General features: G+C 71.1%; 13 protein-coding genes. 6 read left to right on the plus strand and 7 right to left on the minus strand.

What is annotated here, in order from left to right; translation table 11 throughout:
• Nucleotides 1–56 precede the first annotated feature (56 nt).
• Nucleotides 57–740 (minus strand): response regulator, encoded by a 684-nt coding sequence (locus ACFWJ8_RS09775; RefSeq protein WP_378810959.1) that lies wholly within the window; start codon nt 738–740, stop codon nt 57–59.
• Entirely contained in the window at nt 737–1981 is a 1245-nt protein-coding gene (locus tag ACFWJ8_RS09780; RefSeq protein ID WP_378810961.1) for a sensor histidine kinase, read from the minus strand. The genes ACFWJ8_RS09775 and ACFWJ8_RS09780 overlap by 4 nt, the downstream gene beginning before the upstream one ends.
• A gap of 168 nt (nt 1982–2149) precedes the next feature.
• On the opposite strand from ACFWJ8_RS09780, the gene phoU reads away from it, so the two are divergent.
• Nucleotides 2150–2833 carry a phosphate signaling complex protein PhoU gene (phoU, locus tag ACFWJ8_RS09785; protein ID WP_378810962.1) on the plus strand — a complete coding sequence of 228 codons (684 nt, stop codon included), beginning with the start codon at nt 2150–2152 and terminating at the stop codon, nt 2831–2833.
• Between the two features lie 102 nt (nt 2834–2935).
• Here phoU and ACFWJ8_RS09790 read toward each other — a convergent pair whose 3' ends face one another.
• Nucleotides 2936–3685 carry a phosphoglyceromutase gene (locus tag ACFWJ8_RS09790; protein WP_378810963.1) on the minus strand — a complete coding sequence of 250 codons (750 nt, stop codon included), beginning with the start codon at nt 3683–3685 and terminating at the stop codon, nt 2936–2938.
• A gap of 63 nt (nt 3686–3748) precedes the next feature.
• On the opposite strand from ACFWJ8_RS09790, the gene ACFWJ8_RS09795 reads away from it, so the two are divergent.
• On the plus strand, nt 3749–4567 hold the full coding sequence (locus tag ACFWJ8_RS09795) for a class I SAM-dependent methyltransferase (RefSeq protein WP_378810964.1): 819 nt from the start codon (nt 3749–3751) through the stop codon (nt 4565–4567).
• Between the two features lie 172 nt (nt 4568–4739).
• Here the strand turns inward: ACFWJ8_RS09795 and ACFWJ8_RS09800 are convergent, their stop codons facing one another.
• The 4 genes from ACFWJ8_RS09800 to ACFWJ8_RS09815 all read right to left on the minus strand — a co-directional run bounded on the left by ACFWJ8_RS09800 (nt 4740) and on the right by ACFWJ8_RS09815 (nt 8008).
• Nucleotides 4740–5852 carry an aromatic acid exporter family protein gene (locus ACFWJ8_RS09800; RefSeq protein WP_378810965.1) on the minus strand — a complete coding sequence of 371 codons (1113 nt, stop codon included), beginning with the start codon at nt 5850–5852 and terminating at the stop codon, nt 4740–4742.
• Between the two features lie 7 nt (nt 5853–5859).
• Nucleotides 5860–6963, minus strand: coding sequence for a YgfZ/GcvT domain-containing protein (locus ACFWJ8_RS09805; protein ID WP_378810966.1), 1104 nt, complete (start codon nt 6961–6963; stop codon nt 5860–5862).
• A complete protein-coding gene (locus tag ACFWJ8_RS09810; RefSeq protein ID WP_378810967.1) occupies nt 6963–7565 on the minus strand; it encodes an FABP family protein in 603 nt (200 codons plus the stop codon). The genes ACFWJ8_RS09805 and ACFWJ8_RS09810 overlap by 1 nt, the downstream gene beginning before the upstream one ends.
• Nucleotides 7566–7717: 152 nt before the next feature.
• Nucleotides 7718–8008: a hypothetical protein gene (locus ACFWJ8_RS09815; RefSeq protein ID WP_378810969.1), complete on the minus strand. Its 291-nt coding sequence runs from the start codon at nt 8006–8008 to the stop codon at nt 7718–7720.
• Nucleotides 8009–8153: 145 nt separating this feature from the next.
• Here ACFWJ8_RS09815 and ACFWJ8_RS09820 point away from each other — a divergent pair, with 145 nt between their 5' ends.
• The 4 genes from ACFWJ8_RS09820 (at nt 8154) to ACFWJ8_RS09835 (ending at nt 13325) form a co-directional block, all read left to right on the plus strand.
• Nucleotides 8154–8852 carry a DNA-binding response regulator gene (locus tag ACFWJ8_RS09820; protein WP_378810970.1) on the plus strand — a complete coding sequence of 233 codons (699 nt, stop codon included), beginning with the start codon at nt 8154–8156 and terminating at the stop codon, nt 8850–8852.
• A 91-nt stretch (nt 8853–8943) separates the two neighbouring features.
• Nucleotides 8944–11109 (plus strand): RNA degradosome polyphosphate kinase, encoded by a 2166-nt coding sequence (locus tag ACFWJ8_RS09825; RefSeq protein WP_378810972.1) that lies wholly within the window; start codon nt 8944–8946, stop codon nt 11107–11109.
• Nucleotides 11106–12044, plus strand: coding sequence for an NUDIX domain-containing protein (locus tag ACFWJ8_RS09830; protein WP_378810973.1), 939 nt, complete (start codon nt 11106–11108; stop codon nt 12042–12044). Before ACFWJ8_RS09825 ends, ACFWJ8_RS09830 begins: the two co-directional genes overlap by 4 nt.
• Nucleotides 12045–12224: 180 nt before the next feature.
• Nucleotides 12225–13325 carry a phosphate ABC transporter substrate-binding protein PstS gene (locus ACFWJ8_RS09835; protein WP_378810974.1) on the plus strand — a complete coding sequence of 367 codons (1101 nt, stop codon included), beginning with the start codon at nt 12225–12227 and terminating at the stop codon, nt 13323–13325.
• Nucleotides 13326–13433: the final 108 nt, after the last annotated feature.

Below are 13433 nucleotides of genomic sequence, written 5' to 3' on the forward strand. Positions count from 1 at the left end.
CCCCGTTTCCCCATGCGGGGGGGGGGGGCGGCCCCCCCCCCCCCGCTTCTGTGTTCTCAGCCCTCGAAACGGTACCCCAGCCCACGGACGGTCACGAGCATCTCGGGCGAGCCCGGGTTCTGCTCAATCCGCGAACGGATGCGCTTGATGTGCACGTCGAGCGTCTTGGTGTCGCCGAAGTAGTCGCTCCCCCACACGCGGTCGATGAGCTGACCACGCGTGAGCACGCGGCCGGCGTTGCGCATCAGCACCTCCAGCAGCTCGAATTCCTTGAGCGGCATGTTGATCTCGTCGCCGTCGACCGCGACCGTGTGGCGGTCGATGTCGAGCACGACGCGTCCGCCTTCGAGGACGCGGTCCTCCAGGTCGGCGTCGATCTGTGAGAAGCGGCGCAGCACGGCCCGCATGCGGGCCAGCAGCTCACGTGCCGAGTACGGCTTCGTGACGTAGTCGTCGGCGCCGAGCTCCAGCCCGACGACGATGTCGACCTCGGAGTCCTTCGCGGTGAGCATGATGATCGGAACGGCGGACGTGGTGCGGATCTGACGGCACACTTCGGTACCCGGCATCCCCGGCAGCATCAGGTCGAGCAGCACGATGTCGGCACCGCGGTCGCGGAAGGCCGCGAGCGCAGCCGGGCCGTCCTCGGCGATCTCGACCTCGTAGCCTTCGCGACGCAGGAGGTAGGCGAGCGGGTCGGCGAGGTCTGGCTCGTCCTCGACGATCAGGACGCGGGTCATGCGGGTTCTCCATTCGCAGCGGGTTCGGGGGCCGGCGCGACGGCCGGCTTCGCAGGGGCGGTGCGCTTCTTCTTGCGACCGCGCTTGGGCGTGGGCTCGGTCGCCGGCGCCGCGGACTCGGGCAGGCGGATCGTGAACGTCGAGCCGCGGCCGGGACGCGACCACAGCCGCACGTCGCCGCCGTGGCGCTGCACGGCGTGCTTCACGATCGACAGGCCGAGCCCGCTGCCGCCGGTGCGGCGGGCGCGGGCGGGATCGGCGCGGTAGAACCGCTCGAAGACCCGGTCCTGGTCGCCCTCAGCGATGCCGATGCCCCGGTCGGTCACGGCGATCTCGATGACACCGTCGACGGACTTCACGCCGACGCCCACGCTCGAGCCGCGCGGCGAGTAGGCGATCGCGTTGGCGATGAGGTTGCCGACGGCCTCGCTGAGCACCTGCGCGTCGCCCTGCACGTAGAGACCGCGGCTGCCGCCGCGGACGACCTCGACCCCGGCGGAGTCCGCCTGGATGGCGTGCGCGTCGAGCGCCGACGCGACGACCTCGTCGATCGAGACGTCGCGCTGCGTCAGCTCGTCGGCCGCCTGCAGGCGCGACAGGTTCATGATGCGCGAGGTCAGCAGCGCGAGACGGGATGCCTCGGCCTGCAGCCGCGCGGCGAAGATGCGGACCTGCGGCGGATCGTCGGCCGCCGACTCGATGGCCTCGGCAAGGAGGCTCACCGCGCCGACCGGCGTCTTGAGCTCGTGGCTCGTGTTGGCGACGAAGTCGCGCCGCATCTCTTCGACGCGCTCGCGCTCGGTGATGTCGCGCAGCACGAGCAGGGTGAGCCGCGCCGAGATGCGGGTCGCACGCACCGCCACCAGTCGCGGCTCGGCGGGCAGCGCGCCTCGCCGGAGCCTCATGTCCTCGGTTGCGGAGGTCTCGGTGACCACGGCCTCACTGCTGCGCACACGGCGTGCGAGCGATCGCAGCTCCTCGGTCGGGAGCGCGCTCCCCTCGACGAGCTCGAACGGCGTCGCCGCCGCTGATGCGGCAAGGACGGTGAACGACGAGTCGACCACGACGGCGGCGTCGTCCATCCCGTGGAGGACCTCGCGCACGCCCTCGGGAACCTCCGCGATCTGCTCGACGCGCGCACGATCACGGGCGCGGAGCGCGGCGACGATCACGGCGGACAGCGATCCGCCGACGATGACCCCCACGAGAAGGGCGAGCAGCGCGAGCTGCGTGGAGTCCATGGGTTCCAGCGTAGGGGCACGCCCAGGGCGCGATCCGCCGCCGGCCCGGTCGGTGCGCCACGTGCCCGCCAGTGTTCACCACCCCGGCACCGTCCGTTAACCTTCTCTGACGAGAATCGCCGGGGCCGCGGGCAGTCGCCTGCCCGAAACCACGAAAGGTGCATCGGAATGCGCGAAGTCTTCCACCAGTCCCTCGAGGACGTGCAAGCGCGACTCGTCGAGATCGCCGAGCTCGTCACGGTGGCCATCGACAAGGCGACGCGGGCGTTCGGCACGAGCGACGTGGCACTGGCCGAAGAGGTCATCGAGGCCGACGCGGTGATCGATGAGAAGGCGGTCGAGCTCGACGAGCTCGCGATCGAGATCCTCGCCCGCCAGCAGCCGGTCGCGCGCGACCTGCGCATCGTCGTCAGCGCGCTGCGCATGAGCGCATCGCTGGAGCGCATGGGCGACATCGCCGAGCACATCGCCCAACTCACCCGCATGCGTTTCCCCGAGCGGGCCATCCCCAAGGGCCTGAAGTCGACGTTCCTCAAGATGGGCGAGCTCGACGTCGAGGTGTCCCGCCAGCTCACCGAGCTGCTGCGCACGCAGGACGAGACTCTCATCGACACCATCCGCAACGCCGACGACGGGCTCGACGAACTGCACCTGTCGGTGTTCGAGAAGGTGCTCAGCGACAGCTGGCAGGGCGAGGCGGCCGCGACGGTGGACGCCACGCTCGCCAGCCGCTACCACGAGCGCTTCGCCGACCACGCGGTGTCGGTGGCCAAGAAGGTCGCCTATCTGTCCACGGGCGATTGGACGACGACGACCGACACGATCGACATCGTCTCGCCGGACCAGCTGTAGGCACCGTCGCCGGGCGCGGTCGGGGGGCCGCCGCCGAGCGCGACGACAAAGAGAAGAGCGGATGCCTCGTCACGAGGCATCCGCTCTTCTTCTGCGTCTGGATCAGGCCTTGCCCTGGTTCGCGACCGCGGCGGCGCCGGCGGCGGCGGCCTCGGGGTCGAGGTACTCGCCCGGACCGAGCGGCTGCAGGTCCTCGTCGAGGCGGTACACCAGCGGGATGCCGGTGGGGATGTTGAGCTCGGCGATGTCGGCGTCGCTGATGCCGTCGAGGTGCTTCACGAGGCCGCGCAGCGAGTTGCCGTGAGCGGTCACGAGCACGGTCTTGCCGGCCTTCAGGTCGGGCACGATGTCGCTGTGCCAGTACGGCAGCATGCGGTCGATGACGATCTTGAGCGACTCGGTGTCGGGCACCTCGCCGTCGATGCCGACGTAGCGGGGGTCGCCGACCTGGCTGTACTGGTCGTCGGCCGGGAGCGGGGGCGGCGGCACGTCGAACGAGCGGCGCCACAGCATGAACTGCTCGTTGCCGAACTCCTCGAGCGTCTGCGCCTTGTCCTTGCCCTGGAGGGCACCGTAGTGGCGCTCGTTGAGGCGCCACGAGCGCTTGACGGGGATCCACAGGCGGTCGGCTGCGTCCAGCGCGATGTCCGCGGTCTGGATCGCACGGCTGAGCACCGAGGTGTGCAGGACGTCGGGGAGTATGCCCGACTCCGCGAGCAGCTCGCCGCCGCGCTGGGCCTCGGCCTTGCCCTGCTCGGTGAGGCGGACGTCGACCCACCCGGTGAACTGGTTGGTCTTGTTCCACTCGCTCTGGCCGTGTCGGAGGAGGATGAGCGTATAGGGCGCGGTCATGGCCTCCATGTTATCGGCGCACGGCGGCGAGGCCTCGTGGCATGACGCTGGCATCATGGAGGGATGGCGCGCGGACCGGTCGGGCAGATCACGCGCGGCACCACCGGCACCAACCGGCTGCGCCGCATCGACCGCTGGATCGCGCGGCACCCGACGCTGCGCCGTGCTGCCGACCCGCTCGTGGTCGACCTCGGGTACGGCGCGAGCGGCGTCACCGCGTTCGAGCTGTTCGCCCGGCTCGCGCGCACCCGACCCGACGTCGAGGTGCTGGGCCTGGAGATCGACCCCGCCCGCGTGGGTCGCGCACGTGCGCAGCTGGAGCAGGTCCGCGCGGGAACGACCCCCTTCGCCGCCGACTCGCGCGTGGCGTTCGCACGCGGCGGCTTTGAGGTGCCAGTACCGGGCGGCCGGCGCCCCGCCGTCGTGCGGGCCATGAACGTGCTGCGCCAGTACGACGAGGCCGAGGTCCCCGCCGCGTGGGCGGCCATGACGGCGCGGCTGGCGCCCGGCGGACTGCTCGTGGAGGGTACGTGCGACGAGATCGGCCGCATCGCGACGTGGATCGCCCTCGGGCCGGACGCCGTGCCGCAGTCGCTCACGGTGTCGCTGCGGCTGGCCGGTCTGGAGCATCCGTCGATCGCCGCGGAGCGCCTGCCCAAGGCCCTCATCCACCGCAACGTGCCGGGCGAGCCAGTGCACGCGTTCCTCGCGGCGCTGGACTCCGAATGGGACCGCGCCGCAAGCGTGTCGCCCTTCGGCGCGGTGCACCGCTGGCGCACCGCGCTGGCCGCCGTGCATGCCGCCGGCTGGCCGCTCATGGAGCGCTCCCGCTGGCGTCTGGGCGAGGTCACGGTGCCGTGGAGCGCCGTCGCGCCGCGCTGACGTCTGCCCTGTGCACCGGTCCCGTGCAGCGTCGATGACGCACGTTCTCGCCGAGTCCGCACGTTGTCCGCGCCGACGTCGTGCGGTCTCGGCGAGAACGCACGACGTCGACAGGCCGATGCCGCGGGGTGCGGCATCCACCGCTCGCCCCGGCTGCGCCCTGCAGCGCGGGCTACACGCGGGGAAGGACCGCGCGCGCCTCGTCGCCGGGCATACCCGTGGCGGTGAGCAGATCGACCGCCAGCGGGCGCAGCGAGGTCACGAGGTTCTGCTCGCTGAGCGAGCCGTCGGGGAGGATCGCCGCGGGATCCAGGCGCGCCGCCACCGCCCGCACGGCCTCGCGGGCGACGGGCTGCATCGAGATGTCGTCGAGGCTGTCGCCCACGAGTCCGGCGGCACGCATCAGCTCGGCGAGGAGCTCCGCCGGCACGGGGCGACGCACGCCGTCGTCGCACAGGTACACGGCCCGGCGGGCGACCACGCGCAGGTTGCGGGTCGCGAAGTCCACGGCCTGCAGCACGGTGTGATGGCGCCGCAGCTCCGCCCGCTGGGGGCGCAGCCACGGCGAGAACCCTGCCACCGCGAGCCCCGAGTCGAGCGAGGCACGCCACTCGTCGACACGCGGCGCGATCGCCCGCGCCTTCTCGAGCCCGCGCGTCGCGCGCAGGGCGTCGCCTCGGCGCAGCGCCTGCACCACGGTGCGGGCGGCGTCGTCGGCCGCGGCGAACACGGCGTGCCCGTCACGGGCCTCCTCCCGCCGCGGATTGCGCGGGATGAGGGCGGTCACCACGAGCGCGGCGATGCCCCCGATGATCCCGTCGACGAGGCGCGAGAACGGCTGCGAGGCGGGCAGCGACATCACGATCGACGCCTGGATGCCGGCCATGATCGCGAAGGGCGGGTACGGCGACAGGAACCGCGCGACGAACAGCGTCGCCGCGAGCGCCAGCGCGAGCTGCCACCACCCCGGGCCGACCACGACGACGAAGCCCTCCGCGACGAGGATGCCGACGAGCATGCCGATCACGGTCTCGAGCACGCGGCGCGGCCGTGCGTCGCGGACCAGCCCCAGGCTGGAGATCGTGACGGTCGCCGCCAGCAGCGGTGCGGGATGCCCGACCACGTAGTGCGCGAACGCCCAGGCCGCCGTCGCCGCCACCACGATCTGCACGATCGCGATCGCCGACCCGCGCACGCGGGCCAGCTGCGGACGCAGGTCGAGGCGCGTGCGCCACCCCGTCGGCAGAGCCTGGGTGATCGGGGCCGTCTCGCCGTCGCCGCTCACGGCCGGCCTATTGCGCAGCCTGGCGGCGCCCGAGCCTCGGGATGCGCGGCACGTTCGCGGTGCGCCCCGCGTCGGGCGGCACGACGACCTCCTGGGCCGCCGCGACCGGGCCATCCGCGGTGTCGACGGTGAGTGCCGCGTCGACCGGGGTCGACCGGCGCACGACGGCGAGCGCGATGGGTCCTTCTTCGTAATGCAGGGCCGCCGAGGTCACGTTGCCGACCTCGTCGTCGCCGACGCGGACGACCGCACCGTGCTCGGGCAGCACGCTCCCCGAGCCGTCGAGCTGCAGCGCCACGAGGCGCCGGGGCGGGTGCCCGAGGTTGTGCACCTTGGCGATGGTCTCCTGACCGCGATAGCAGCCCTTGTCGAGGTGCACCGCGGTGCGCAGCCAGTCCAGCTCGTGCGGCAGCGCGCGCTCGTCGACATCCGTCGACCACCGCGGGCGCCAGGCTGCCACGCGCAGCGCCTCGACCGCCGCGAGTCCCGCGAGGTGCAGGTCGCCGCGGGCGGCGGCATCCGCGATCCGCGCCTCCTCGTCACGCGTGACGATCGCCTCGGCCCAGTCGCGCTCGGCACCGGGATGCGGGTCGACGGGCGCGTACGCCCAGCCGCCCGGGGCGACGTCGGGCCACGGGTCGCGCCACACCAGCGGCACGCCCGACGGCGTCGCGGCCGACACGCGCTCGAGCGCGGCCGGGGTGCCGCCGATCACGGCGTACTCGTCCGCGATGCGCGGGTCGACGCGCAGGCGGAACCGCATCTTGCGCAGCCAGTCGTACAGCCCCTCGGCGTCGGCGCGATCGGCGATCAGCCACGTGGTCTCGCCGTCGTCGAGGACGGATGCCGCGTGCTCGACGTGGCCCTGCGGGTCGAGGATCAGCAGCTCGGTGCCTGCGCCGGGCTGCAGGCGGGCCAGCGCCTGCGACGACAGGGAGTCGAGCCACGTGAGGCGGTCCTCGCCCGGAACCGCGATGACGGCGCGATCCGCGCGCGGCGCCAGAGCGGCGCCGTCCGCGAGACGCCGCTGCTCGACGAGCGGGTTGCCGACATGCTGCAGCCCCGACTCGTCGAAGACGGCGCCGGGGACGGCGGAGAAGACGTCGCCCATCAGTCGGCCTTGGCGAGGCGGGCCGACGCGTGCGCGCCGAGCTCGAAGCCCAGGGCGGCGATATCCCACGCCCACAGCAGGTGGCTGTCGACGAGGCCGTACATGCGCGTCGCCGCGGCGTAGGACTTGGCACCGGCCGGGCGCACGACCGCGTCGGTCGCGATGTCGATGCGCGGGCCCTTGATCTGGCCGAGGTACAGCTCGCTCACGCCGTCCGCGTGCACGAGGGCGACCTCGAGGTCGAAGCCGCCGTCGTCGTTGCGCAGCGTCTCGATGTCGTCGGCTGTGCGCACGATCGGCGCCGCGGTCGGAGGGAGCAGACCGGGGCCCGCGTCGGCGTCCGTCGCGGTGCGCGCCAGACGCCAGTAGCCGAGCTCGGCCACCAGGCGTGTCCGCTTCTCCGGATCGTCGGGATCGTCGATCCAGGCCTCGGCCGAGTAGTTCAGGTAGTCGCCGCCGTCATGGCTGAAGCTCACGCGGTGGGTGAACTCACCGGTGTAGGCGTGGTCGCCGTAGTCGATGACGCCGGTGCCCTCCCACACGCCGATGAGCCACGACAGCGGAACGAGCTCCGCGGGCAGGTCGGTCGGGATCTCGAGCACGACGCGACCCGTCAGCGCTGGCCGCGGTACAGGTTCTTGACGACCACCACGGAGACGAACACGATCGACAGCGATGCGAGTCCGAGCAGGCCCACGAAGAACAGTTCGAGCGCGACGGTATCCATGACGTGAAGTCTAACCGTGAGCCGGGCTCATCCGGGTACGAGGGCGGCCAGTCCGAACCCGAGGCTGATGACCCCCATCACGAGCGCGGCACCCAGGACGCTCGCCGCGACCCGCTCGGTGAACCCCGCCGCACGTCCCGACCACAGCTGCACGGCGAACGCGGCGATGAGGCATCCCCCCAGCCCGACTCCCAGCCATGCGGCGCGCCAGTCCGGCGTCGAGAAGATGCCGACGGCGATCGCGATCAGCGCTGCGAAGACCCACACGGCGATGATGCCGCCGAGGGTGCGGCGAGGAGCGAGTTCAGGCACGGCCACCCCGCCATCATCCCCCATCGCCGCCGTCGACGCATCCGACGTCGGCGTCCGGAACGCCCTTGACCGACCCGCGGCGAAACGAGCACCCCCGCGCGCTCTACACTGGGGTTCGCGGCGTGCCCCCGCACGCCGGGAAGGCGATCCTTTGGCCCAGCTCCTGGTTCTCAGTTCCACACACGGCGGCGGTCCTGTCCTGCCCTCGCTCGAACTGCTGAGTCACCGCGTGCGCCAGATCCCCGCCGAGCCCGCTCAGCTGGTCAACGCGCCGAGTGCCGACATCATCATGGTCGACGCCCGCGTCGACCTCGTCGGCGCCAAGTCGCTGTGCAAGATCCTCAACACGACGGGCCTGGACGCACCGCTGCTGCTGGTGGTCACCGAGGGCGGTCTCACCGCGGTGTCGCCGGACTGGGGCGTCGACGACGTCATCCTCATGACGGCCGGCCCCGCCGAGGTCGACGCGCGCATCCGTCTCGCCGTCGGACGGCAGTCCGCCGAGCAGGTGTCGACGCGCGTGCAGACCTCGGGGATCACGATCGACGAGTCGTCCTACTCCGCGAAGGTGCACGGCAAGCCGCTCGACCTCACCTACAAGGAGTTCCAGCTCCTCCACTTCTTCGCCACGCACCCGTCACGCGTGTTCACGCGCGAGCAGCTGCTGAGCGAGGTGTGGGGCTACGACTACTTCGGCGGCACCCGCACGGTCGACGTGCACGTGCGGCGCCTGCGCGCCAAGCTCGGCGACCTCGAGCAGCTCATCGGCACCGTGCGCAACGTCGGCTACCGCTTCAACGTGTACGAGGACGAGCCCGAACCCGCACCCCGCGAGAAGACCGAGGCGTAGCACCGGACAGCGCCCGTGGCGAAGGATGCCTCCGCGCGCGCCATTCCGTCTCGTTCACACTCCGGTCACATGACCCTGCAATGATGAGGGGATGATCGAACCCGAGGTGCTCGACACGGGCCTGGGAGATGCGGACGACGACGACTTCGACATGTCGGAGGAGTTCGACTCCCAGCTGCCGGACCATCGCTACCTGGATCGCGAGCTGAGCTGGCTCGCCTTCAACCAGCGCGTGCTCGAGCTCGCCGAAGACCCGAACCTGCCCGTGCTGGAGCGCGCGAACTTCCTCGCGATCTTCGCCAGCAACCTCGACGAGTTCTTCATGGTGCGCATCGCGGGTCTCAAGCGCCGCATCATGACCGGCCTGGCCGTCCCGACGAACGTGGGCACGTCGCCGGTGGACGTGCTCGCCGAGATCTCGGACGAGGCGCATCGGCTGCAGTTGCGCCACGCTGAAGCCTGGACGTCGCTCGTCAAGCCGGCGCTCGTGGATGCCGGCATCCAGGTGGTCTCGTACGACTCGCTCGACGCCGACGAACGCGCGCAGCTGTACGACTACTTCCAGGCGCAGGTGTTCCCCGTCCTGATGCCGCTCGCGGTAGACCCGGCCCACCCGTTCCCGTACATCTCGGGCCTGTCGCTGAACCTCGCGATCCGCATCCGCAACGCCCGCACGGGCCGCCAGGAGTTCGCACGCCTCAAAGTGCCGCCGATGCTCCCCCGATTCGTCGAGCTGCCTCCCGTCGGCGGAACGGTCCGCTACCTCCCGCTCGAGGACCTCATCTCGAACCACCTCGACGACCTCTTCCCGGGCATGGAGGTGCTCGACCACCATGCGTTCCGCCTCACGCGGAACGAAGACATGGTGATCGAGGAGGACGAGACCGAGAACCTCATCCAGGCGCTCGAGGCCGAACTGCTGCGGCGCCGCTTCGGCCCGCCGATCCGCCTCGAGATCACCGACGACATGGACGACGTCACCCTCGACCTCGTCATCAAGGAGCTCGACATCACCGAGCAGGAGGTCTACCGCCTCCCCGGCCCGCTCGACCTGCGCGGACTGTTCGACCTCGCCCGCATCGACCGGCCGGACCTGCACTTCAAGCCCCACCTGCCGACGACGGCACTGGCGTTCCAGCCGGGCGACAACAACGAGCGCGCCGACATCTTCGCCGCGATCCGCAAGGGCGACGTGCTGGTGCACCACCCGTACGAGTCGTTCGCGACGAGCGTGCAGGCGTTCCTGGAGCAGGCGGCCAAGGACCCGCACGTGCTCGCCATCAAGCAGACGCTGTACCGCACCTCGGGCGACAGCCCCATCGTCGAGGCGCTGATCAACGCGGCCGAGGCCGGCAAGCAGGTGCTGGCTCTCGTCGAGATCAAGGCGCGCTTCGACGAGGCGAACAACATCGTGTGGGCGCGCAAGCTCGAGAAGGCGGGCGTGCACGTCGTGTACGGCCTCGTGGGGCTGAAGACCCACTGCAAGCTCGCGCTGGTCATCCGGGAGGAGAACGGCGTGCTGCGCAGCTACAGTCACGTCGGCACGGGCAACTACAACCCCAAGACCAGCCGCATCTACGAGGACTTCGGTCTGTTCACCGCCGACGACCAGGTCGGCCGGGACCTCACCCGCCTGTTCAACGAGCTGAGCGGCTACGCGATCGAGAAGAAGTTCAAGCGCCTCCTCGTCGCGCCCCTCCACCTGCGCAAGGGGCTGCTGCGCCTCATCGACAAGGAGCGCCGCACCGCCCTGGCCGGAAGGCCGGCGAGCGTGCGCATCAAGGTCAACTCGATGGTCGACGAGCAGATCATCGACGCGCTGTACCGCGCCAGCCAGGCGGGTGTGAAGGTCGAGGTGTGGGTGCGCGGGATCTGCGCGCTCAAGCCCGGCGTTGAAGGCATGAGCGAGAACATCACGGTGCGCTCCATCCTCGGTCGCTACCTCGAGCACTCGCGCATCTTCGCGTTCGGCGGCGACGGCGAGCCGGTCGTCTACATCGGCAGCGCCGACATGATGCACCGCAACCTCGACCGCCGGGTCGAGGCGCTCGTGCGCGTGTCCTCCCCCGCGCACGTCAAGGAGCTCGACGACCTCTTCACGCTCGCCATGAGCGACAGGACGAGCTCGTGGCATCTCGGCTCGGACGGCGAATGGGTCCGGCACCATGAGGACACCGACGGCCGGCCGCTGCTGGACATCCAGGACCGCACCATGACCAACGTGCAGCGCCGCCGGCGCGCACGGGCGGTGCGATGACCGAGACCGCGGTGTACGCGGCAGGTGGCGTGGTCTGGCGCATCGTCGACGAGAAGCTGCGCGTCCTGCTCATCCACCGCACGAAGTACCGCGACGTCACGCTGCCCAAGGGCAAGGTCGACCCCGGCGAGATGCTCGCCGAGACGGCCGTGCGCGAGATCCACGAAGAGACCGGCATCCGCGTCTCGCTCGGCGTCCCCGTCGGCGTCTCGCGCTATCGGCTTCCGAGCAAGCGCACCAAGATCGTGCACTACTGGGCCGCGGAGGCCACCGAGGACGCGATCCGCGTCAGCGAGTTCGTGCCGAACAAGGAGATCGCGGCCATCGAGTGGGTCACGCCGAAGAAGGCGATCTCACGGCTCAGCTACCCGGTCGACGTCGAGATCATCGAGAACTTCCTGCGGCTGGTGGACGAGGGGGTGCTGCGCACCTTCCCCATCGTCGCGCTGCGCCATGCGAAAGCCCTCGCCCGCGAGGAGTGGGAGGGCAAGGACGCCGCGCGCCCGCTGACCTCTCGCGGCAAGAAGCAGGCCCGCGCCATCGTCGGCCCGCTGCGCGCGTTCGGCGTGCGCCGGATCCTGTCGAGCCCGGCCGTACGGTGCATGAAGACGGTGGCCCCCCTCGCGGAGTCGTTGGGACGCGGCATCGACACCACGAAGCTCATCAGCCAGGACGCCTGGGAGGACGGCCGCTCCGACGCGCGCACGATCATCGGCGAGCGCGTGCGGTCGCGCAAGCCCGCCGTGCTGTGCAGCCACGGCCCCGTGCTGCCCGACATCCTGAGCGAGCTGGCGCTCGCGACCGGCACGCTGCGCGGCTCGTATCTCGGCAGCGCCTCCGCGCTGGAGCCGGGAGCGTTCTCGGTCGTGCACCTGTCGGTGGCGAACCCGGGTTCGGGCATCGTCACGATCGAGACGCACGAGCCGCAGGTCTGACGTGCTCGCCGCCATTCCGCGCCGGCGCACCCAGCACACCTCTTCCCGTTCACCTTCCGTTCACCCGCGCAGCGCAGTCTCTTAAGAGTCCGAGCCTACGTTTCAGAGCGAACCCGCACCGGGCTTCGTACCCGCAGGCCTGCACCAGGCCTCACCCCTGACACGTGAAGGATTCACACAGTGAAGATCTCTCGCTTCGCCCAGCTGGGCGCTGTCGCCGCGATCGCGGCCCTCGCCCTCGCAGGCTGCGCCTCGAACGAGACCCCGAGCGACACGCCGTCCGCCACCTCGGACGCACCCAAGCTCACGGGCACGCTCAACGGCTCGGGCGCCACGTCGCAGCAGGTCGCGATCCAGTCGTGGACCCAGCTCGTCCAGACGGCCAACCCCGACGTCACCATCAACTACGACCCGCAGGGCTCGGGCACCGGCCGTGAGTCCTTCCAGTCGGGCGCCGTGCAGTTCGCCGGCTCCGACCGCGCCTTCAAGACCGACGAGATCGCCGCGGGCGGTTTCGGCGCGTGCGCCGACGGCTCGGACCTCGTCGAGATCCCCGCCTACATCTCGCCGATCGCGATCGTGTTCAACGTCGACGGTGTCGACGAGCTGAACCTCGACCCGGCGACCCTCGCGGGCATCTTCGCCGGCACGATCACCAACTGGAACGACCCGGCGATCGCCGCCACCAACGACGGCGTCGACCTGCCCGACCTGGCGATCTCGCCGGTGCACCGCTCCGACAAGTCGGGCACCACGGGCAACTTCACCGACTACCTGTCGGCCACCGGCGGCAGCGCCTGGTCGTACGGCTCGGTCGAGGAGTGGCCGATCCAGGGCGGCGAGGCCGCTCAGGGCACCTCGGGCGTCGTCAACGCCATCAAGGCGGGCTCGGGCACGATCGGCTACGCCGACTCGTCGCAGGCCGGCGACCTCTCGTCGGTGAACGTGCAGGTCGGCGACGAATGGGTCGGCCACTCGGCCGAGGGCGCGGCGATCACCGCCGACGCCTCGCCCATCGAGGACGGCCGCGCGGCCACCGACCTCGCCATCAAGATCGACCGCACCACCACGGAGGCCGGCGCCTACCCGGTCATCCTGATCAGCTACCTGATCGGCTGCGCCGAGTATGAGGACGCCGACACGGCTGCCCTCGTCCAGGGCTTCTTCAACACGGCGATCAGCGCCGAGGGCCAGGACGCCGCGGCGACGAACGCCGGCAGCGCCCCCATCTCGGACGCTCTCCGCGAGAAGGCCCAGGCCGCGGTCGACGCGATCAAGTGATCCCACGGTCCCGGGCCGCCGCCCCGCGGGCCCGGCCCGGCCCACCCCCCCCCCCCAACACCACACAACCCACACCAACCCCGCCCCCCCGCCCCCCCCCCCCCCCCC

The sequence above is a fragment of the Microbacterium sp. NPDC058389 genome (genome assembly GCF_042722305.1).
Lineage (GTDB): Bacteria > Actinomycetota > Actinomycetes > Actinomycetales > Microbacteriaceae > Microbacterium.